The organism is Nonomuraea helvata (assembly GCF_039535785.1).
GTDB classification, from domain to species: Bacteria; Actinomycetota; Actinomycetes; order Streptosporangiales; family Streptosporangiaceae; genus Nonomuraea; species Nonomuraea helvata.
Genome location: NZ_BAAAXV010000008.1, coordinates 123187 through 142816, shown reverse-complemented (window position 1 = coordinate 142816; position 19630 = coordinate 123187). Strand labels below are relative to the sequence as shown.

General features: G+C 70.0%; 20 protein-coding genes. 10 read left to right on the top strand and 10 right to left on the bottom strand.

Annotated elements, in window-relative coordinates; translation table 11 throughout:
* The first annotated feature begins 3 nt into the window (after positions 1-3).
* Positions 4-663 carry a TetR/AcrR family transcriptional regulator gene (locus ABD830_RS28030; RefSeq protein ID WP_344993562.1) on the top strand — a complete coding sequence of 220 codons (660 nt, stop codon included), beginning with the start codon at positions 4-6 and terminating at the stop codon, positions 661-663.
* A gap of 321 nt (positions 664-984) precedes the next feature.
* On the opposite strand, the gene ABD830_RS28025 is transcribed toward ABD830_RS28030, so the two are convergent.
* Positions 985-1266, bottom strand: coding sequence for a hypothetical protein (locus tag ABD830_RS28025; RefSeq protein WP_344993559.1), 282 nt, complete (start codon positions 1264-1266; stop codon positions 985-987).
* A 574-nt stretch (positions 1267-1840) separates the two neighbouring features.
* Between ABD830_RS28025 and ABD830_RS28020 the strand changes: the two genes are divergently transcribed.
* Together ABD830_RS28020 and ABD830_RS28015 are read left to right on the top strand one after the other, a co-directional pair.
* A complete protein-coding gene (locus tag ABD830_RS28020) occupies positions 1841-2662 on the top strand; it encodes a helix-turn-helix domain-containing protein (protein ID WP_344993556.1) in 822 nt (273 codons plus the stop codon).
* On the top strand, positions 2653-2874 hold the full coding sequence (locus ABD830_RS28015) for a DUF397 domain-containing protein (protein WP_344993553.1): 222 nt from the start codon (positions 2653-2655) through the stop codon (positions 2872-2874). The genes ABD830_RS28020 and ABD830_RS28015 overlap by 10 nt, the downstream gene beginning before the upstream one ends.
* A gap of 69 nt (positions 2875-2943) precedes the next feature.
* On the opposite strand, the gene ABD830_RS28010 is transcribed toward ABD830_RS28015, so the two are convergent.
* Positions 2944-3228, bottom strand: a complete 285-nt coding sequence (locus tag ABD830_RS28010) for a hypothetical protein (protein WP_344993550.1) — start codon at positions 3226-3228, stop codon at positions 2944-2946.
* A gap of 94 nt (positions 3229-3322) precedes the next feature.
* On the opposite strand from ABD830_RS28010, the gene ABD830_RS28005 reads away from it, so the two are divergent.
* The 3 genes from ABD830_RS28005 to ABD830_RS27995 all read left to right on the top strand — a co-directional run bounded on the left by ABD830_RS28005 (position 3323) and on the right by ABD830_RS27995 (position 5339).
* Complete coding sequence (locus ABD830_RS28005) at positions 3323-3565, top strand: hypothetical protein (RefSeq protein ID WP_344993547.1); 243 nt, start codon at positions 3323-3325, stop codon at positions 3563-3565.
* A gap of 229 nt (positions 3566-3794) precedes the next feature.
* The gene (locus ABD830_RS28000) at positions 3795-4895 is read left to right on the top strand and encodes an AAA family ATPase (RefSeq protein WP_344993544.1); all 1101 of its coding nucleotides are present in this window, start codon (positions 3795-3797) and stop codon (positions 4893-4895) included.
* A gap of 159 nt (positions 4896-5054) precedes the next feature.
* A complete protein-coding gene (locus tag ABD830_RS27995; protein WP_344993542.1) occupies positions 5055-5339 on the top strand; it encodes a hypothetical protein in 285 nt (94 codons plus the stop codon).
* 366 nt (positions 5340-5705) lie between these two features.
* On the opposite strand, the gene ABD830_RS27990 is transcribed toward ABD830_RS27995, so the two are convergent.
* Positions 5706-7376: an acyl-CoA dehydrogenase family protein gene (locus tag ABD830_RS27990; RefSeq protein ID WP_344993540.1), complete on the bottom strand. Its 1671-nt coding sequence runs from the start codon at positions 7374-7376 to the stop codon at positions 5706-5708.
* 31 nt (positions 7377-7407) lie between these two features.
* Here ABD830_RS27990 and ABD830_RS27985 point away from each other — a divergent pair, with 31 nt between their 5' ends.
* On the top strand, positions 7408-8145 hold the full coding sequence (locus ABD830_RS27985) for a PaaX family transcriptional regulator C-terminal domain-containing protein (protein ID WP_344993537.1): 738 nt from the start codon (positions 7408-7410) through the stop codon (positions 8143-8145).
* On the opposite strand, the gene ABD830_RS27980 is transcribed toward ABD830_RS27985, so the two are convergent.
* The 3 genes from ABD830_RS27980 to ABD830_RS27970 form a co-directional block, all read right to left on the bottom strand.
* Positions 8123-9106 (bottom strand): hypothetical protein, encoded by a 984-nt coding sequence (locus ABD830_RS27980; protein ID WP_344993534.1) that lies wholly within the window; start codon positions 9104-9106, stop codon positions 8123-8125. The two genes, ABD830_RS27985 and ABD830_RS27980, sit on opposite strands and share 23 nt — an antisense overlap.
* A gap of 108 nt (positions 9107-9214) precedes the next feature.
* Positions 9215-10624: a glutamate-cysteine ligase family protein gene (locus ABD830_RS27975; RefSeq protein WP_344993532.1), complete on the bottom strand. Its 1410-nt coding sequence runs from the start codon at positions 10622-10624 to the stop codon at positions 9215-9217.
* 35 nt (positions 10625-10659) lie between these two features.
* Positions 10660-11370 (bottom strand): SDR family oxidoreductase, encoded by a 711-nt coding sequence (locus ABD830_RS27970; RefSeq protein WP_344993529.1) that lies wholly within the window; start codon positions 11368-11370, stop codon positions 10660-10662.
* A gap of 103 nt (positions 11371-11473) precedes the next feature.
* On the opposite strand from ABD830_RS27970, the gene ABD830_RS27965 reads away from it, so the two are divergent.
* The 3 genes from ABD830_RS27965 (at position 11474) to ABD830_RS27955 (ending at position 14095) form a co-directional block, all read left to right on the top strand.
* A complete protein-coding gene (locus ABD830_RS27965; RefSeq protein ID WP_344993526.1) occupies positions 11474-12304 on the top strand; it encodes a helix-turn-helix transcriptional regulator in 831 nt (276 codons plus the stop codon).
* Position 12305: 1 nt separating this feature from the next.
* Positions 12306-13343 carry a zinc-dependent alcohol dehydrogenase family protein gene (locus tag ABD830_RS27960; RefSeq protein ID WP_344993523.1) on the top strand — a complete coding sequence of 346 codons (1038 nt, stop codon included), beginning with the start codon at positions 12306-12308 and terminating at the stop codon, positions 13341-13343.
* Positions 13344-13489: 146 nt separating this feature from the next.
* The gene (locus ABD830_RS27955; RefSeq protein ID WP_486348597.1) at positions 13490-14095 is read left to right on the top strand and encodes a response regulator transcription factor; all 606 of its coding nucleotides are present in this window, start codon (positions 13490-13492) and stop codon (positions 14093-14095) included.
* On the opposite strand, the gene ABD830_RS27950 is transcribed toward ABD830_RS27955, so the two are convergent.
* The 4 genes from ABD830_RS27950 to ABD830_RS27935 form a co-directional block, all read right to left on the bottom strand.
* On the bottom strand, positions 14081-16072 hold the full coding sequence (locus ABD830_RS27950) for a prolyl oligopeptidase family serine peptidase (RefSeq protein ID WP_344993518.1): 1992 nt from the start codon (positions 16070-16072) through the stop codon (positions 14081-14083). The two genes, ABD830_RS27955 and ABD830_RS27950, sit on opposite strands and share 15 nt — an antisense overlap.
* Complete coding sequence (locus ABD830_RS27945) at positions 16069-17760, bottom strand: ATP-binding cassette domain-containing protein (protein WP_344993515.1); 1692 nt, start codon at positions 17758-17760, stop codon at positions 16069-16071. Before ABD830_RS27945 ends, ABD830_RS27950 begins: the two co-directional genes overlap by 4 nt.
* A complete protein-coding gene (locus ABD830_RS27940; RefSeq protein ID WP_344993512.1) occupies positions 17757-19430 on the bottom strand; it encodes an ATP-binding cassette domain-containing protein in 1674 nt (557 codons plus the stop codon). The genes ABD830_RS27945 and ABD830_RS27940 overlap by 4 nt, the downstream gene beginning before the upstream one ends.
* Positions 19431-19494: 64 nt before the next feature.
* Positions 19495-19626 carry a SapB/AmfS family lanthipeptide gene (locus ABD830_RS27935; protein WP_344993510.1) on the bottom strand — a complete coding sequence of 44 codons (132 nt, stop codon included), beginning with the start codon at positions 19624-19626 and terminating at the stop codon, positions 19495-19497.
* Positions 19627-19630 lie beyond the last annotated feature (4 nt).

Here is a 19630-nt window from a genome sequence, read left to right as displayed (position 1 = left end):
GCGATGCGAGCCGACGCACGCCGCAACCACGAGCGGCTCCTGGAGGCCGCGCGGGACGTGTTCGTCGAGCAGGGCCCGGGCGCGTCGCTGGAGGAGATCGCCCGACGCGCCGAGGTGGGGATCGCCACGCTGTATCGGCGCTTCACAGATCGCGGCACGCTCATGCACGCCGTCGTCCTCCACGCGTTGACCGGCACCATCGAAGCCGTGCAGCGAGCCCGACGCGAGCATCCAGACCCGCTTGAGGCGCTGGCCGCCTACGTCCACGCCGTTCTGGACCTGCGGACCTCGGTGGTGATCCCGACGCTGTTGGTCGCGCTCGATCTGGACGAGCCGGAGCTCAAGGCCGCCAGCCTCACCTCGGCGCGGCTCGTCGAGGAACTGCTGGAGGAAGCCCACAAAACCGGCAGGCTCCGCACGGACGTGGCCTTCGGCGACATCGGATTGCTGCTCACCCGGCTCTCCCGGCCACTGCCCGGACCGATCCCCGACGAGACCCAGAACGCCCTCGCCCACCGGCACGCCAACCTTTTCCTCGCCGGCCTACGCGCCGACCCCACCGCGCCACCCCTGGGCGGCCCCGCCCTGAAACTGGCCGACCTGCGGCAATTTCAGAACGACACCGATGAGGTGGCCAAAGGCACCTCCGCAACCAGTCCATAGCCGTCGAGCCGATCAGGCCGCCTCCAGATCAGCCGGCTCCGCCAGGCCCACAGTCAGGCGATCACCCGATCGTCACCTTCTCCGGATCGTTCGACGAGCTCGCCGCCGGTGAATATCGCTCCTGCCCGGGCGAGGGCGACCACCTGCGGTGCTTCACAGCCCGCCAGCAGGCCTGGGCGGACTCGATGAGCTTGAAGGCCATCGTCGCGGGCCGGGGAACGATCAGCTCCCTCGTGTGCAGTTGTCCTCTGGGCCGGATTGCGCCCGGCCAGGTATGCCGTAGGGTCCCGATAGCCCGAGTCCTCTCCGGTCGGTTGGCCGTCAACGGGCCTCACCGTGCAGAATCTGCTGGAAGATGCGTTGAGCGGTCACGCTCAACGTCCAGGCGGTTTCACGGACGGTCTGCTTCTCGCGATCGGTGCGGCGAACGAAGCTCTGGCCGGCGGCGGCGCACAGTTCGTACGTCGTGTCGCGGCATTCACAAGTGTGTGAGATCACCCGGATGCGTGGCGGCCGAGGGGTGGGGTCGTACCAAGTCAGCGTGACGTGCCCAGGCAGGGGTGGCTCAACGTGCGGGCCATGGAAATCGGGGATCCCTGTCATGTCACACAGCCCTTCCCCTGAAGGCTTCGCCAAGGTTCCTGAGCAAGTGTCCGCCGGGGTCGCGGCCCTGACCACCATCCCTGATCCATAACCTCGACGCGGACCTGGCTGGCGTCGAGCCACATACGGACCCGAAATGACCCATGTCGTCAACGGCCAGAAATAGTGTGCCTTATCGCGTTGGTAGCGAGTTCGGCGACCAGGAGCCGTACATCATCCAGGAGATGATCGCTGTCAGCAGCTCCAGGCAGTTCCATTACGAGCCAATGGACAGCATAGATCCGAACATCACGAATGATCTCGGAACGTCCAGGGAACCGCATCTCGCCGACTAGCCGCATGCCAAACGCTGCCATATTTACCACCTTTGCCCCATCTTGTTGGAATTTAGCGCATACCACTGTCGATCTTGATGGAACCTGTTATATAAACTGGCGCGTTGCCAGCTCTTGGCAGCCACTTCAAACATTGCCTGCAACGAGCTAGATTGTCTTGCGAAACAATCCCAGGGCGATCCCAGACTTTTGCTGGAACCAAACCAGAACGCTGGGACCCATTGGTTACGGGAGAAGCAATGCCAGCACCCAAAGAGCTTGACCCAACCGCCAGTCCGGCGGCACGTTTCGGTGCCGATCTACGCAAATATCGCTATGACGCCAAATGGACCCAGGAGCAGCTTGCCGAACGCATCGGCTACAGCAAGAGCCGTATCGGCAACGTAGAACGCGGAGACGAGAACCCCACGCGCGAACTGATCGAGCTCTGCGAAAAGGCGCTGGGCCTGGACGGCGCTCTGCTCGCCCACTGGCCGGCCATCAGCGGCAATCGGGTACCCACGTGGTACCGACGGTGGCCACCGATCGAGCGGAAAGCCGATCAAATCATCAGCGTCGCGCCCCTGATTGTGCCGGGACTGGCACAGACCGAGGAGTACGCTCGTGCAATCTTCGCCGGGGAGCCGCACGCGACACCCCAGCAGGTGGACGAAGCCGTCCAAGCCCGATTGGAACGGCAAACTATCTTCAACCGCCCCACACCGCCTCAATACCTTGCTGTGGTGGACGAAGGCATCCTGTATCGTCCGGTTGGAGACGGCTCGGTGACACGCCGCCAGCTGGAACAGCTGATCACCATGGCCGAGAACAACTGGTTCAGCGTCCAACTGCTCCCATACGAGGCCCTGTGTACGGCGGTGCTCGTGGGGCCGGTTGTTCTGGCTCAGGAGAATGGAGTGCCGATCGCCGCGTACGTCGAATCTGCCCTCCACGGTCAGGTCATAGACAAACCCGACGACATCAAGCACCTCGTGGGCCGACTCGAGTGCATACGCAAGGCGGCGCTTCCCGAGTACCTGTCAGTGCAGCGGATCAAGGGGAGAGTGGCGGCATGGAGTTGAGTGAGCAAATCGCGCGAGAGATCGCAAGTCCCACGGGATGGATCACGGCGTCAAGCGGTCAGGGCGGCGAGTGTCTGGAGGCCAAGCATCTCTCCGACGGCCGTGTCGCCTTGCGCGACACCGAGCAGCCGGACGCAGAGCCGTGGGTGGTCCGTCGGGCCGTCTGGGACAAGTTCATAGCAGGCGCGAAGAGCGGCATATTCGACTTTTAGCGTCATCACCATGCGGCCCTCGAAACCCGTCAGGGGGCCGCACCGTTCCTGACCTGTGATTCTGCAACCTCACCTGGGCTTGTCCAGCAGGAGGGGTTTGAGCTGGCGGAAGAACTCGGTCGCGTCCGCCAGGGAGTCGCGGCCTGGTGCGCCCCTATAGATGTTGATGCTGAGAAGGCGCTTGTAGCCGGACGTCCATCCGTAAACAAAGGCGATGGTCTGATCCTTGGCATTCTTCCGCCGCGCCGCGAAGCCTGGCCCGAGTTCGTCGGGCAGGTCCTTCCCCTGGGTGTTCAGCTTGGTGTTCTTCAAGTCTTCTGCGTCGTTCGGAGATGGATCGAAGACTTCGATCACGAGTCCGAGTTTGCCCTCTGGGGCCAAGTCCTCGGCTACCGAGCATGACGCGAAACGGCCCTTGTCCATCTTCGTGCCGACCGCTGTATAGTCCTTGAAACCGGTAGCAGGACTGGAGACCGAGGTAACCAGGTGGGATGACCGTTCGCTGATCATCCGGTATTTCGGCCAGAATCTGAAAGTGGCTGCCGTACGGCTTGGAGTTCCAGACGAGGCCGACACGGAGGAGCTTGCCGCTGATATTCACGAATGGCCGGCCACTGACGGGGCTGACGACCTGCTTTGGGCAGTCTCGATCGAGATTGAGGTCGCGCCGATCCTCCAAGCCGCTAATTGAGGGTCAGCGGTCCATCCCGAGCGAAGCGGCGCCGTCGTGCATCGACCGTCAGCCCGGCAGAATCGGCGCCCAGGCAGCGCTCGGCCTCGCCCATTTCGAGCGCGACTACCTACCCGCATTTCGCCGAAATCATGCCACTGAGTGTGGCCATGGTCGTGCGCTCCACAGCCTCGGCGGTCTCAACGCGGAATCTCGTAATCGGGACAACGGTCGATGACAGAATGTGACCATGAGGCCACTAAAAGCGAGATACTTCAACACCACCGGCCCGTGCGACCCGCAACGCCATTACATGCTGCCTCCCACGCCGCAGATCCCGCAGACACGGGTGCTCATCGACATGGATCGTTATTTCGTGTTGCACGCGCCCCGGCAGACCGGGAAGACGACCGCGCTACGTTTCCTGGCCTCCGAACTCACCGCCGATGACGACATTGCCGCCCTGAGGTTCTCCTGCGAGACCGCCAAGGCGGCCGGTGACGACTTCGCCGCTGCGGAGTCGATTCTGCTGCATTCCATGCGCGAGGCCGCCAAGTGGTCGGGATGTCCGGACGAGTGGCTGCCGCCGGATCCCTGGCCGCAGGTCGCACCAGGCAGCCGGTTCGGTGCGGCGCTGACGGAGTGGTGCCGGCGCTGCCCGCGCCGGGTGGTGCTGTTCCTCGACGAGGTCGACGCTCTTCAGGGCGACAGCATGATCAACATCCTCGGACAACTCCGCACCGGCCACGATAAGCGGCCTCAAGGCCATCCGTTCCCCACGTCCGTAGTGCTGTGTGGGGTGCGCAACGTGCGTGACTACAAGGTCGCCTCGGGCCACTCCGACCGTTCGAACCCGGCCAGCCCGTTCAACATCATCGCCGACTCGCTGCGCCTGGGCGACTTCACCGCCGACCAGATCGCCGAGCTGTACGACCAGCACACACAAGCGACCGGTCAGGAGTTCACCAAGGGCGCGGTGGATCGGGTCTTCGAGCTGACGCAGGGACAACCGTGGCTGGTCAACGCCCTCGCCTACGAAATCACCTTCCAGATGGGGGCAACCGGCGCCATCACCGCCAGGCAGGTGGAGGAGGCCAAGGAGCGGTTGATCCGGGCGCGCGTCACCCATCTCGATGTGCTGGTCTCCCGGCTGCGCGAGCCCCGGGTCAAGCGGGTGATGGAGTCCGTGGTGGCTGGGTCGTTCCCCGACGCCGACCCCGCCTTCTCCATCGACCTGTCCTACGTTCGCGATCTGGGCCTGGTCAAGCAGAGACCTCCGATAGATGTGGCGAACCCCATCTATGGGGAAGTCATGCTGCGGGTGCTGGGAGGCCATCGGAATCTTGGATAGCCCATGACCCGTGACGTGTCCGGCCCCGGCGGCCGGCGAGAACCCCTGCGCCCTTGACGGCCAACCCCCGCGGTGCTCAACAAGCCGCACACATGCAGCAATTGAATAGCTACACTGTGCAACGTGCCCCCTGTATATGTCTCGGCCTACACTCAAGACATGAGTGACAGCGCCTTCGAGGTCCCGCTGAATGAAGCCGACGGCCATCTGCCCGAGGTCATCAGTGCTGCCTCCGAGCGTGGCGCGATCGCCTACTTGACCGATCATGGCCGCCGCGTGGCCGCCATCGTTCCTGCTGACGACGCCTGGTACTGGACGCCCGGCTGGCAGGCGGCCGAAGCCGAGGCCGACGCGGATTTCCGAGAGGGCCGCAGCCGACGCTTCGACAGCATGGAGGATCTCTTCACGGAGAGCGATGCGATTCGCGGGGAGACATCCGCTTGAAGTACGAGCGATCCGACTCATTCGTGCGGGATCTCTCACGGCTTCCTCCAGAGCACTACGCTCTGTTCAAAGAGGCGGTCTGCAAGCACTTCCTGCCCGCGCTCGCCCAGGGAGCCCACACGGGACACATACCCTGGCCGGTACGGCTGCATCCACAAACTCGTCGGCACCGACGTCTACTCCATGACCTGGAACTTTGTCTCGCCGGATGGACGTGCCACTTTCTGTTTCGCCACGGATGACGACGGCGAGACGATCCTGCGGTGGCGGCGCGTTGGCGACCACTCCATCTACGATCGCCCCTGAGTGCCTGTTTCACATGGGGACGCGACTTTTGCAGTAGGGCACTCGCGCAAATCCAGGTTGTCAGAGCGTGACCGCCCCCGAAACGAGGTCGCCGAACACCTCAAAGCCCTCCGACGGGCGGTCGATTCCGCGCAGCGGGCCGTGGTCGATGAGGTGCGCCTCGGCGTAGAGCCTGGCGACCAGCGCCTTGCGGCCGTCGTCGAGCCCCCACGTCGCCTGGTCCTCCAGCAGCGCGGCGGCGTACACGTCGGCCATGAACTGCGCCAGCGGATACAGCCGCTCCTCCGCCACCGAGGGCTCCAGCGCGGCCCACGCCGAGACGGCCTTGGCGAGGTCGTCGATGCGCGTGTGGACCAGGTCGGAGGTGGCCAGGTCGCGCAGGCGGTCGAGGAAGGGCAGGTGGGCCTGCTCCTTCACCATGGCGCGCCGCACGTCGAGGCAGAGGATGTTGTCGCCGCCCTCCCAGATCGGGTTGACCTGAGCGTCGCGCAGCAGCCGGGCCACCGGCCACTGCTCGATGTAGCCGTTGCCCCCGTGCACCTCGATCGCGTCGCTGGCGGCCGTCACGCCGAGCCGGGCGGTGCGGAGCTTGATGAGCGCGGGGGCGATGCGCAGGCGGGGGCCGACGTGGCCGTCGAAGACGAGGGCCTGGGCGGCCTCGACCTCGACGATCAGCTCGCCGAGCTTGCGGCGCATCAGCGGGTGGTCGATGAGCGGCCGCCCGAACGCCTCGCGCGACCTGGCGTAGCAGATCGACTCCACCAGCGCGCGCCTGGCCACGCCGGCGCCCATCATGGCCACGCCGAGCCTGGAGGCGTTGGTGAGCTTCATCATGGTCCCGAGCCCGGAGCCGGAGCCCTCTCCCGACAGGGAGAACGCCTCCGCGCCGGTGAACTCGACCTCGGCCGACGCCACCGACCTGGTGCCGAGCTTGTCCTTGAGCCGCCTGATCCGCACCCCGTTGCGGGTCCCGTCCCGCCGCTCCCACAGCACGAGGAACGGCGACACGGCCCCGTCGGGGCGCCTGGCCAGCACCACGAACGCGGACCCGTTGGCGTTGGACGCGAACCACTTGAACCCCGTCAGCAGCCACGCGTCGCCGGCGGGCTCCGCCGTGGCCTCCAGCGCCGCCAGGTCCGAGCCGCCCGTCCGCTCGGTGAACATCTGAGCGGCCTCGCCGGAGTAGTAGCCGTTGGCGAAGATCTCCCGCACCCGTTCGCGTACGTCCTCCGGCGCGTACTTCTCCGCAAGGGAGACCACCATGTCCCCGCCCGTGCCGAGCGCGCAGCCCATCCCGATGTCCGCCTGGTCGAGCAGGTACGTCCAGGCGGCGGCGAGCGCGGCCGGATCCGCCCCATGGGAGCGGGCCTCCTCCGCGAACGACGGCGAGGTGAAGTTGTCCTCCATGAGCGCCTGCCTGGCCGCCTGGAACGACGGCGGCATGACGACCTGGCTGACGTCCCTGCCCCACTTGTCGTACTTCTCCAGCCGCGGCGGGTTGCGGTCTGTCTCCTCGGCGCACTCGGCGACGAGCCCGCCCATGAGCGCGCCCAGCCTCTCCAGGCGTGGCTCGGCCCAGGCGAATCCCTCGCCCAGGTGGCGCCGCATGAGCAGGCGGAGCGTGGGATCGCAGGTCCACCAGTTGCGCCCGGCCGCGCCCTGGTAACGCTCGGTGGCGTACCGGTCGCTGCGGTCGCCGCGGTCGAAAGGTTCGATGAGATAGCGGCCCATACTCGCGAGTGTTACATATACTCGACACGCGATGGAAGAGCGTAACAATCTGAGTGCCAGATCGGCCGTGCTGAGCGCGCTGCTGGGCAGCCACCCGCCGCGCCTGCCGGCCCGCCATCTGGTGCGCATCGGCGCGCTGTTCGGCATCGCCGAGGGCACCGTACGGGTGGCGCTGTCACGCATGGTCGCGGCCGGCGACCTGCTCCAGGACGGCCGCCACTACACGCTCTCGCAGCGCCTCGTCGAGCGCCAGGCCAGGCAGGACGAGAGCCGCGACCCGCACACCAGGCCGTGGGACGGCACGTGGGAGGTGGCCGTGGTCACCGCGGAGCGGCGCGCGCCCGCCGACCGGGCCGCGTTCCGGCACACGATGACCGCGCTGCGCCTGGCCGAGCTCCGCGAGGGCACCTGGATGCGGCCCGCCAACCTGGTGCGCGAGTGGCCGGAGACCGTCACCGCGCAGTGCACGCTGATCGACGGCCGGCCGCACGGCGACCCCACTCCCCTGCTGTGGGACCTGGACGGCTGGGCGGCCGAGGCGCGCGGGCTGGAGCGGGCCCTGGAGAGGGCAGACGGCCTGGCCGAGGGCTTCCTGGTCTCGGCCGCCGTGCTGCGCCATCTCCTGGCCGACCCGCTGCTCCCGGAGGAGCTGCTACCGCCTGACTGGCCGGGCGCGGAGCTGCGCTCCCGGTACGACGACTTCGACCGCCGCTATCGCGAGGTCCTGTACGAGCACCTCGACAGGCTCACAGAGGGACGCCGAAGATGATCCGCCTGTTCCGGAACTCGGTGACGCTCCACAGCTTGCCGCCCTGCACCGTCAGATCCTCAGGCCCGACGGGAAACGCCCTGGTCTCCAGCTTGCCGTCGGCATAGACGAGCAGCTTGCCGTTGGCGGCCGCGCCGGCCGCCTGGCTCAGGTACCACTTCCCACCCCACGAGACGGCCCCCTGGATCTTGGGCTGTCCCATCACGAAGGCGTCCTCGGGCTCACCGCCGGACATGCCGAGAGGCCAGCGGGCCACCCAGCCGCCCGGGTCGTCCTCCCGGTACTCGCCGCTGACCAGCCGCGGCGTGCCGCCACTGCGGTCGATCGAGACGAACGAGAAGAGCGGCCCCGCCGTCGCCACCCGCCAGAAGTCGGTCTGCGGCATCACGTACCGGTAGCCGAACGCGTGGAACTTGCCGTCGTGCCGCCCGATCCGCTGGGGATCGCCCAGATCGCTCTGGGCGGTACGCAGGTCCAGCACCCGGTTGAGGTCGAAGACGCGCAGCCCTCTCTTGGTGTCGGCGATGTAGACGAGGTCGCCGTCGCACGCGATGCCGCCCGCGTGGATGTTGATCGGCCCGTACGAGCCGTCGGGCTTCGCCTCGACCAGCAGCGCATGCTGATATTTCAGCGTCTTGGGGCTCAGGAAGGACACCCTGATGCCCCGCTCGCCCTCATCCGGCTTGAAGTACCAGGTCGCCAGGAACGCCGGCACCCCGATCGAGCCGGACTCGTCAGAGCAGGTCAGCCCCTGCGGATACCAGTCGACGGTGTCCTCGTCCTTGTCATCGAAGGCGAACCAGTCGACGGGTCGCGGCCGCATCGAGCCGACCGCGCCCGAGGCCCCCTTGTGCTCCGCGACCCGGTTGCCCTGTGCCAGCACCGCCTCGACGCCGACGCTGCCGATCTCCCCCGCGAGCTTGGCCGCCCCCTCGGCCAGGTCGCCGGTCTGCCGCCGCAAGGCCAAGCGCGCCTTGTCCGTGGGAACCATCCCCGTTGCCGCCATGTGATCCTCACTTTGCCGTCCTTTGACCCAGTTTGATGGACGGCAAGCGGCGGAGGTTTGCGATCAGCTCCACAAATGTACCGGCAGCCCCGAAAGCGCCAGTTCGTGGTAACGCCGTACGAGCTGCTCCCGGTCCCCGCCGAAGCGCTCCAGCGCCTCCCGCTGCCACGCCGCCCCCGTGCGGCGTAGCCTGGTCCGCTGCGCGATCACATCCAGGGCGCGGTCGGCGTCGGAGGGCGTCACCCCGGCCGCGAGCAGCCCTTCCCGCGCCTCGGGCAGCAGCCGGAGCACGAGGTCGGCGGCGGTGAACTCGACGTCCTCCCCCGGCCAGGAGAGCTTGGCGTCCAGCCCGTGCATGGCCGCGCGATAGAAGTTCTGGTACGCCTCCGCGAACCGGTACCCGGTCAGATCCCGCTCCGCCTGCGCCAACGTCAGCCCGAGCAGGAACGCCGTGTTCGCCGCCATGTCCACGCACGTGGGTCCCGCCGGCAGCGCGCGCATCTCGATCCGCAGGTGCCCGCCGTCCGCCGGGTCATAGACGGGCCGGTTCCACTGCCAGATCGTGCCCTGGTGCAGCCGCAGCTCGGGCACCTGGTACGGCTCCGCGTCGTCGGTCAGGTCGGGCACGATGGGGTCGTAGTCCCGCACGTACCGCTCGAACAGCTCATAAGCGCCCTCACGCACCCAGTCGGAGCCGAACGTGACGCGCCCGTCCCTGCGCTCGCGCCGCTGCACGTCCCGGTCGTCGGCGGCCTCCTCCATCAGCGCGACACGCGTCTCCTCCCACAGCCGCCTGCCGAGGAAGAACGGCGAGTTCCCGCACGCCGCCAGCACGGGGCCGATGGCGAGCTGGGCGGCGTTGAACAGCCGGGCGAACCGCTCGGGCGGCGTGCGGATGTGCACCTGCCAGGAGGTGTTGGCGCTCTCGAGGATCACGTCCTCCACCGACAGCTCGAGATCGTCGATCTTGACCAGGAACGGTTCCAGCCGCAGCCGCCTGATGCCCCTGCTCATGGCCCGGTAGCGGTTCTGGTCGCTCATCGCGCCGACCGTGAAGTCGTCGGCGTCGAGCGTGGGCAGGATGCCGATGGGCAGCGCGCCGCCGCCCTCCACGGCCCGGTCCACCGCGCGGTCCACCATGCCCATCGTCTCCTGCACCTCGTCGCCGAGCCGCGCGAAGGGCTCGCCGGCCAGCGGCGTCGGGGTCAGGTTCACCTCGAGGTTGTAGCGGCCGAGTTCGAGCACCACGCGCGGATCGTCGACCGCCTCGAGCACCTGGCTGTTGCGCGGCAGCGGCCGCCCCCGCTCGTCTATCAGGAACAGCTCCAGCTCGGCCCCGATGGTGGCCGGCCCCTGGCCGAAGCCGGGGGTTGCGAGCAGCTCGCGCAGCACGCCGAGCTGCTCCTCGATGCGCTCCCCGAAGGCGGCGTACTCCGCCTCGGTAAATCGCTCCTTGTCCAGATCTCTTCCCATCACCCCCCTCTGTCCTTTTCACTGCGGTTGACACCTCACCAGGGGATCACGCCGGCATCTTCCAGATACGCCCCGGTGGGGCCGTCGTGGTCGACGGTCGCCAACCGTACGGCGATGGCCGCGCCCTGCTCAGGGGTCCTGAACCCGGTGTGCCCGTTGAGGTCGGTGGCGCAGTAGCCGGGGCTGACCGCGTTCACCTTGATCGAGGTGGCCATCAACTCCTTGGCGTAGCAGATGGTGATCATGTTGAGCGCGGTCTTGGAGGAGTTGTAGGCGACGATGTTGGCGTCCCAGAAGGGGCTGTCCGCGTCCATCGCCATGGCCAGCGAGCCGAGCTCGCTCGACATGTTCACGATCCGCCCGGCCTCCGACTGCCGCAGCAGGGGCAGCATGGCGTTGGTCACCGCGATCACGCCGAACACGTTCGTCTCGTAGACCGCCCTGACCGCCGCCACCGAGGCGGTGCTGGGGGTGACCGCGGAGATGTCGCCGCTGATCCCGGCGTTGTTGACCAGGATGTCCAGCTTCCCGTACTCCTGCTCGATCCACTTCGCGGCGGCGGTCGCGCTCGCCTCGTCGGTCACGTCGAGCCGCACGTACGGCTGCCCGAGCCGCTCGGCGGCGGCCCGCCCGCGCTCCTCGTCGCGCGCTCCCACGATCGCGGTGACGCCCTGCTCGCCCAGCAGCCGCGCGATCTCGTAACCGATTCCCTTGTTGGCGCCCGTGATGAGCGCGATCTTCGTCATGCGTCCACGTTCGCGCAGGTCGCAGCGGGCCCGGGAGAGACCTGGAAAGGCTGGTATCAGCGGTACCACCCAGGCACGCGCCGCCATCACCGAGGATGAGTGCATGAACCGCGACGAACTCGCCGACTTCCTGCGCATCCGGCGCGCCCACGTCACCCCGGCCGAGGTGGGCCTGCCGGGCGGCGACCGGCGCCGCACACCAGGGCTGCGGCGCCAGGAGGTCGCGCAGCTCGCGGGCATGTCGATCGACTACTACATCCGGCTGGAGCAGGGCAGGGGCCCGCATCCGTCGCGACAGGTCCTCAACGCGCTGGCCAGGGCCCTCATGCTCAGCCAGGACGAGCGCGCCCACCTGCTCCACCTGGCCGGACACGCGGTGGAGACGCCTCGGATCAGGGAGGACGTGCCCGAGAGCCTGCTGCACCTGATCGGATTCCTGGAGGAGGTCCCCGCGTACGTGCTGGACGCCAGATACGACTTCCGTGCCTGGAACCCCCTGGCCAACGTGCTCATGGGCAACCTCGACGCCCTGGGCCCGGAGGACCGCAACGTCATCCGCTGGGTCTTCATGTCCCCCGACATCGCCGAGCACCTCAGCGACGAGGAGAAGAGCCGCTTCGCCCGCGCCTCCGTCGCCGATCTGCGCGCCGCCGCCGGCCGCTACCCGGACGACCGCAAGCTCCAGGCGCTGGTCGCCGAGATGCTCGCGCTCAGCCCGCACTTCGCCGAGCTGTGGGCCAGGTACGAGGTCGAGATCCGCAGGGAGCAGCGCAAACGGATCACGCATCCCGTGGTCGGCACCATCGACGCGATCTGCCAGGTCATGCCCGTGCCCGACCGCGACGACCTCCGCCTCGTCCTCTACACCACCGAACCCGGCTCGCCGTCCCACCAAGCCTTGCGCGACCTGCGGCAACTGACTCTAAGCTCATGAGATGAAAGCGGTTGCGTTTGACATCTTCGGCGGCGAACTCGACGTGCGCGAGCTGCCCGACCCGTCCCCCGCCCCGCACGGGGCGGTGATCAGGGTCGAGGCGACGGGGCTGTGCCGGTCCGACTGGCACGGTTGGCAGGGGCATGACCCCGACATCACGGTCCTGCCCCACGTGCCGGGCCACGAGCTGGCGGGCGTCGTCGAGGCCGTCGGCGCCGACGTGCGCGGCTGGCTGCCGGGGGCGCGCGTGACCGTCCCGTTCATCTGCGCCTGCGGCACCTGCCCCTCCTGCGCCACCGGCGACCAGCAGGTGTGCGAGCGGCAGACGCAGCCGGGCTTCACCCACTGGGGCTCGTTCGCCGAGTACGTGGCCATCGACCACGCCGACGTCAACCTGATCGCGATCCCCGAGGACATGGCCTTCACCACGGCCGCCGGGCTGGGCTGCCGCTTCGCCACCGCGTTCCGCGCCGTGGCGCAGGTCGGCGAGGTGCGACCGGGCGAATGGGTGGCGGTGCACGGCTGCGGCGGCGTGGGCCTGTCGGCCGTGATGATCGCGACGGCGGCCGGGGCCCGCGTGGTGGCCGTGGACGTCAGCACCGACGCCCTGCACCTGGCCGAGCGGGCGGGGGCCACGCACTTCGTCAACGGCTCGGCCGGTGACGCGGCCGCCCAGGTCAGGGAGCTGACCAGGGGCGGCGCCCACGTCTCCATCGACGCGCTGGGCAGCCCGCAGACCTGTGCCGCCTCCGTCGAGAGCCTGCGCCGTAGGGGCCGTCACGTCCAGGTGGGGCTGCTGCCGGGCGGGCCGACGCCGGTGCCGATGGGCCGGGTGATCGGCCACGAGCTGCGGCTGCTGGGCAGCCACGGCATGGCCGCGCACGCGTACCCGCCGATGCTGGAGATGATCAGGGCCGGGATCCTCCACCCCGACCAGCTCATCACGCGCACGATCGGGCTGGCCGACGCCGGCAAGGCGCTCGCCTCGATCGGCTCGGTGCCGGGCGTCACGATGATCACTCCTAGGTCCGGACGGTAATCGTTTCGCGTCGCTGTGTGTCTTCCGAAAATTGGTAATTAGGTCTGACCTTCATAAAGCAGGACTTTTCACGATGGAGGCAATAGGTCAGGATTGGGGAGCCCGCACACAGACGTTGTCAGCCTGGCCGACCGCAAGGACGCATGGTGATCAGAACGTTACTCGCTGAGGACATGAATCTGGTACGCGGGGCGCTGGTGGCGCTGCTGGCCTATGAGGAAGACATCGAGGTCGTGGCCGAGGTCTCCAGAGGGGACCACATTCTGGCCGCGGCCAGCGCCTGCCGCCCCGACGTCGCCGTCCTCGACATCTCGCTGCCCGGCAAGGACGGCCTGGCCGCCGCCGGCGAGCTGCACGAGGAGCTGCCCGAATGCGGCGTGCTCATCCTGACCGGCGTGGGCACGCCGGGCCTGCTCAAGCGGGCGCTCGACGTGCACGTGCGGGGGTTCATGGCCAAGGACGCGCCGCCGGAACGGCTGGCGGACGGCATCCGCAGGGTGGCCGACGGAGAGCGGGTCATCGACTCGGAGCTGGCCATCGCGGCCATGCGCCCGGCCGACGCGCCGCTGACGCAGCGCGAGCTGGACGTGATCGGGGCCGCCGCGGACGGGGGGTCGATCGAGGAGATCGCCGCGTCGCTGTTCCTGTCCGAGGGGACCGTACGCAACTACCTGTCCAAGAGCACGACCAAGCTGGGCGCCCGCAGCCGGATCGACGCCATCCGCATCGCCAGGGAGTCAGGCTGGATCTAGGCCCGTGTGGGCGGCGAGGAAGGCCAGGGCGTCGGCCGCCAGGCCGACGGACCTGCTGGCCGCCCGCGCGCCGTGCCCGACGTCCGGCTCGTGCCTGAGCAGGATCGGCCGGTCTGTATGGCCGGCAAGGCCCGTCGCCCACTGCAGGGCGGCGCACATCTTGCGCGCGTGCATCGGATCGACCCGCGTGTCGCCCGCCGAGACCGTGAACAGCGTGGCCGGGTAGTCCTGTCCCTTCCTGACGTGGTGGTAGGGCGAGTAGGCCAGCAGCCAGTCGAGCTGCTTGGGGTCGTCGGGGTCGCCGTACTCGCCGGTCCAGGAGGGGCCGAGGCCGCTCAGGTGGTAGCGGGCCATGTCGAGCAGGCCCGCCGAGCACACCGCCGCCGCGAACAGTCCGGGCCGCTGGGTGAGGGCGGCGCCGACGAGCAGGCCGCCGTTCGACTCGCCCCAGATGCCGAGCTGCTCCGGCGTGGTCCAGCCGTCGGCGATCAGCTTCTCCGCGGCGGCCACGAAGTCGTCGAACACGTTCTGCTTGCGGTCCAGCATGCCGTCCCGGTGCCAGCCCTCGCCCTCCTCGCCGCCGCCCCTCAGGTTGGCGACGGCCAGCACGCCGCCCGCCTCCACCCAGGCCAGGGAGTCGGCGGCGTAGCCGGGCATGAGGGGGATGCCGAAGCCGCCGTACCCGGTGAGGATCGTGGGACGGGGGCCGGCCGGCGCCGGGCGCGCGACGACGACCATGCGGACGCGGGTGCCGTCGGCGGAGGCGTACTCGATGTGGTGGCTGCGCACGGAGGGCAGCGCGCTGCGGCCCGGCGCGGCCGACCAGAGGGTGGTCTCGCCGGTGCGGGCGTCGTAGCGCCAGATCTCGGGGGGCGTGACGGCGTCGGTGTAGGTGAACCAGGCCTCGGGTCCGCCGTCCGGGCGCGAGGTCAGTGAGGCGATCGTGCCGCTGCCCGGCAGCGGCACGGTGCCCAGCCGCCGCCCCGTGCGGGCATCGTGCACGGCGATCTCGCCGACGGCGTGCCGGGTCCTGGAGACCAGCAGCCGGTCGCCGTCGAGCACGGTGAACGCGCCCAGCACCGCCTCGGGGTCCTCCGGGATCAGCTCACGCCACGCGGCGGGCTCCTCCGGATCTGCCACGCAGAGCCTGCGCCTCGGCGCGTCCCTGTCGGTGACCAGGTAGAGGCGGCCGTCGCAGGCCACCGCTCCCGCCGTGCGGGCGTGCGCCCCGTCCTGTACGGGCCGGGGCTCCGGATCGCTCCGCGAGAGGTCGGCCAGCCAGAGCGAGTTGCCCGCCGGGGCGCCCGCGGAGATCGTCAGCCAGCGGCCGTCGGCGCTGATCTGCACGCCGTACGAGACCGGTCCCCGGGTGAAGAACGGGACGTCGGCCGCGACGCCGACCCTGTGCAGGTGGACGCCCTCACGGAAGCGCACGTAGTAGAACGCCTCGCCGCCCGGCAGCCAGGCGACCGCCGAGTAGCGGCAGCCGCTGACGGGGCCGTCGATGACGCGCCCGGTGTCCACCTCCTTGACGTAGAGGTCCGCCCGCTCGTCGCCGCTCCGCGAGATCTGGTACGCCAGGCGGCGTCCTTCCAGGTCGGGCTGCCAGTCGTCCAGCGTCGTGAGGCCCGTGGGATCGAGCTCCATGGGGTCGATCACGACGCGGTCGTCGCAGTAGAGGACCGGGTGTTCCTGGATGGTGGACTGGCGCAGGTGGAAGCGCCGCCCGCCGCGCCACACCGGCGCGGTGACCAGGCCCGTCTCCCTGAGCTCGGTGAGCCGGACGAGGAACCGCTCGCGATGGGGCAGCCTGGCGGCGCTCTCGCGCCAGAGCCGGTCCTGTGCGGCCAGCCAGGTCTCGGTGCCGGGAGTGTGGGGGTCTTCGAGCCAGCGGTACGGGTCGTCGATGTCGTGTCCGTGGCGGTGTTCGGTGAGAAGGAGGCGTTCGGCAGGCGGGTAGTTGTCTGGAAATTTCATGACACGGGCTCCGGGTGCCAGTGGCCGGCCAGGTCGGCGTAGAGGGGCGAGACCTTGGCCAGCTCGTCATGGGTGCCGACGGTCACCCGGGTCCCGTCCATGAGGAGGATGCGGCGGGCGCGCAGCGCGGAGGTGAGGCGGTGCGCGACGACGATGAGCGTGCCGCCGCGCCGCGCGAACGCGGCCTCCGCCCGGGCTTCCGCGGCGGGATCGAGGTGACAGGTGGCCTCGTCGAGGATGACGAGGCGGGCGGGGGCGAGGTAAGCGCGGACGAGCGCGACGAGCTGGCGCTGCCCGGCCGACAGCGCCGCCGGGTCCAGCAGGGCCTCGTAGCCGCCCAGCGCGTCCACCAGTTCACGGACGCCCACGGCGGCGACGGCCTCGTCCAGCCTCTCCTTCAGGTCGGCCGGCGTCTGCGGATATGCGAGGTTCTCCGCCAACGTGCCGCGGAAGACGTACGCCTCCTGCGGGATCAGCACGCGGGCGTCGGGGTCGATCCGGTCGGCGGGGACGCCGCCGACCAGCACCTCGCCCTCAGCGGGGCGGAGCATGCCGCTGACCAGGGCGGCCAGCGTGGACTTGCCCGCCCCGCTGGGCCCCACGACCGCCAGGTGGTCGCCCTCGGGGATGACGAGGTCGAGGCCGTCGAGCACGGGGGCGGAGTGGGGGCCGTACGCGAAGGTGACGGAGGAGAGCCGTACGTCGGAGGACGCGGGGCGCAGGCTCGGCCGGGCCCGCGGGGCGGGCGGGGCGGAGGCGGCGATGCGGCGCAGCGTGGCGGCCAGCCGGACGCCGCTGACGCTGAGGCCCTGTACGAGGCCGCCGAGTGCGGGGGCCAGGGACTGCGCGACGTAGGCGAGCGTGCCGACGATCACGCCGGGGCCGAGGCCGCCGTCCAGCAGCCATGGGGTCCCGGCCAGCACGAGCATGACGGGCAGCCAGCCGCCCACGGCGAGGGCGGCCGTGCGGGCGGCCGTCACCCGGGCGAGCGCCCGCGCGGCGGCGGCCTGGTCGCCGACCTGGCGATCGAGCCGCTCGTACGTGCGATCCTGCAGGCCGCACGCCTCGATGTCACGCAGACCGCCGGCCACGCCCGTCATGGCGTCGGCCAGCCTCTCGTCGGCCAGCAGGAAAGCCCGCTGCCTGCGCGCGAGGGCGGGCAGCGACGCCAGGAACAGCGCGAGCCCGGCCGCGAACGGTGGCAGCACGAGGGCGAGCGCCTGCGGGGCCAGCGTGACCAGCCCGAGCACCACGCTGACCACCGTGAACGCGAACCCCCTGACGGTGGTGACCACGGCCGCGAAGGCGTCCCTGGCCAGCTCCACCTGGAGCGTCGCCCTGGCCACCGCGGCGCTGTCGCGCCCGTCGGCCTGGCGCAGGGTCCCTTCGACGACGTGGGCCAGGAGGTCGTCCCTGAACGGCTCCGCCACCGCAGCCACGCAGAGCACGACCTGCCGCGCGGCCACGGCCGCGACCAGCCACGCGACGCCCAGCGCCGCCAGCCACGCCAGTCCGGTCACGGGCTCGGCCCTGGCGAACCCGTCCTCGATGGCGCGCGCGACGGCGTGCCCGATGAGGAACGCGGGCGCGGCCTCCAGCACGGACCAGAGCCCCATGGCGACGAGCCGCCGCGGCTCCCGGCTCAACGCCCGCCAGAATCCGATGCCGGCACGCTCCCGCCGTCTCACGGCTCTGTCCCCTGGAAGACCGCCCGATAGGCGGGGTCCTCCCACAGCACGTGGTGCGGCCCGTAGGCGCGCACCACGCCGTTCTCCAGCCAGACGACCTGGTCGGCGCGGGCGGCGGTGGCGGGCCGGTGGGCCGCGATCAGCCGGGTGCGGGCGCGGCGGTCGGTGGTGAGGGCCCGGCTCACCTGGCGCTCCGTCACCGTGTCGAGGCTCGAGGTGGCGTCGTCGAGCACCAGCAGCCGCTCGCCCTGCGCGAAGGCCCGCGCGAGGCCGATCCGCTGCCGCTCGCCCCCGGACATCGGGGCGTCGCGGAGGGGTGTGCCGTACCCGAGCGGCAGCCGCCGGACGAACGCGTCCGCGCACGCCGCCTGCGCCGCCTCCACCATCGGGGCCGGTTCCTGGGAGGCCGGTTCCTGGGAGATCGCCTCGGCCACCGTCTCGCCCACCAGGACCGGACGTTCGAAGGCGTATCCGATGGCTCTTCTCAGCTCCTCCCGCGACAGCTCCCGCAGCGGGACCCCGTCGAGCAGGACGGCACCGCGCCCCGGATCGGCCAGCCGGCCCGCCAGGGCGGCCAGCAGGGACTTGCCCGACCCGGACCGCCCGACCACGGCGGTCACCGAGCCGCCGGGGAGCGTCAGGTCGCCGACGGTCAGCCCGTCCACGGCCACGTCGCGGAACTCGACCGTCCCGGGACCGGGCGGGAGCGTCCGCGTGCCGTGCGCGACCGGGGTGAGGCCGAAGATCTCGGCGACCCGTTCCGCGGCCGCCCGGGCACGGGCGAGGCCGCCGACGAAGCCGAGAGAGGTGCTCAGGGACGCTCCGAGCACGGCGTAGCGGGCGGCCGCGTACAGCTCACCGACGGTGAGGCGGCCGGAGGCGAGCATGAAGCCACCGGCGATCAGCACCGCGACCTCCAGCAGCGGCACCACCAGGCCCGACTGGACCGCGGCCCCCGCGTTGGCCCGCCACAACGACATCCCGTGCGCGCGCAAGCGGGGCAGCGGCGCGAGCACGCGCCGCGCTTCCTGGGCCGCGGTCCCCGCCGCGGCGATCGTGCGCGCCCCCTCCATGGCGTCCACGAGCCGCGCGGCGATCTCCCCCTGCACCTGCTGGTAGCCGCCCGAGATCATCGTCGAGGCGCGGAGGAAGGCACGGAGCACGAGCAGGATGACCACGATGCCCGCCCCGAGCGTCAGCGTCAGGACGGGCGAGATGAGCGTGAGAGCGACCAGCGCCCCCACGGTCGGCACCAGGAGCGCCAGCGCGCCGGTGACCGTCTCGGGCGCCCGGCCCACCTCCTCGGCGTTCAGTCCGGCCCTGGTGACCAGCTCGCCTCCGGGGAAGCGGCGGGTGGCGGCGTTCCCGGCCCCGAGCACATGGCGCAGGACGGCCCGCCGCAGCGTGGCCGCCGCGTACGCGCCGCCGGCGCCGCGGGCCCAGATGCCGAGGCTCTCGCCGGCCACGACGGCCGCCACGGCGCCGGCGGAGAGCGCCAGCCACGGGGTGCCGTCCGGCTGGCGCGTGACGAAGGCATCCACGGTGCGGCCGACCAGGTACGGGATCGCCAACTCACCGGCCGCGCCCACGACCGCCGTGACGGCCAGCACGGCGGGCCAGGGGCCGCTGCGCCGCACCGCGCCGATCACCAGCCGGTCTCCCGCTAGCACCCGGTGTCTCCTTACGTCTGCGTCCCCGCGCCGCCGGTGACGGCGCGGGGACTGCTATTACTGATCAGTGGCAAATTGCGACACTGAGGTTGCTGGGCTTGCCAGAGTGGCAGGACAGCACCGTCAGCGTGCTGCCGCCGCTGGCGACGTCGCTGGCCGTGGGAGCCTCGAGACCCTGAAGGTCGAGAAGGACCATTCGT

Excerpts from the sequence above, each read along its gene's own strand:
- ABD830_RS28030 (WP_344993562.1), top strand. The coding sequence starts at position 4 with ATGCGAGCCGACGCACGCCGCAACCACGAGCGGCTCCTGGAGGCCGCG.
- ABD830_RS28025 (WP_344993559.1), bottom strand. The coding sequence starts at position 1,266 with ATGACAGGGATCCCCGATTTCCATGGCCCGCACGTTGAGCCACCCCTG.
- ABD830_RS28020 (WP_344993556.1), top strand. The coding sequence starts at position 1,841 with ATGCCAGCACCCAAAGAGCTTGACCCAACCGCCAGTCCGGCGGCACGT.
- ABD830_RS28015 (WP_344993553.1), top strand. The coding sequence starts at position 2,653 with ATGGAGTTGAGTGAGCAAATCGCGCGAGAGATCGCAAGTCCCACGGGA.
- ABD830_RS28000 (WP_344993544.1), top strand. The coding sequence starts at position 3,795 with ATGAGGCCACTAAAAGCGAGATACTTCAACACCACCGGCCCGTGCGAC.
- ABD830_RS27995 (WP_344993542.1), top strand. The coding sequence starts at position 5,055 with ATGAGTGACAGCGCCTTCGAGGTCCCGCTGAATGAAGCCGACGGCCAT.
- ABD830_RS27990 (WP_344993540.1), bottom strand. The coding sequence starts at position 7,376 with ATGGGCCGCTATCTCATCGAACCTTTCGACCGCGGCGACCGCAGCGAC.
- ABD830_RS27985 (WP_344993537.1), top strand. The coding sequence starts at position 7,408 with ATGGAAGAGCGTAACAATCTGAGTGCCAGATCGGCCGTGCTGAGCGCG.
- ABD830_RS27975 (WP_344993532.1), bottom strand. The coding sequence starts at position 10,624 with ATGGGAAGAGATCTGGACAAGGAGCGATTTACCGAGGCGGAGTACGCC.
- ABD830_RS27970 (WP_344993529.1), bottom strand. The coding sequence starts at position 11,370 with ATGACGAAGATCGCGCTCATCACGGGCGCCAACAAGGGAATCGGTTAC.
- ABD830_RS27965 (WP_344993526.1), top strand. The coding sequence starts at position 11,474 with ATGAACCGCGACGAACTCGCCGACTTCCTGCGCATCCGGCGCGCCCAC.
- ABD830_RS27960 (WP_344993523.1), top strand. The coding sequence starts at position 12,306 with ATGAAAGCGGTTGCGTTTGACATCTTCGGCGGCGAACTCGACGTGCGC.
- ABD830_RS27950 (WP_344993518.1), bottom strand. The coding sequence starts at position 16,072 with ATGAAATTTCCAGACAACTACCCGCCTGCCGAACGCCTCCTTCTCACC.
- ABD830_RS27935 (WP_344993510.1), bottom strand. The coding sequence starts at position 19,626 with ATGGTCCTTCTCGACCTTCAGGGTCTCGAGGCTCCCACGGCCAGCGAC.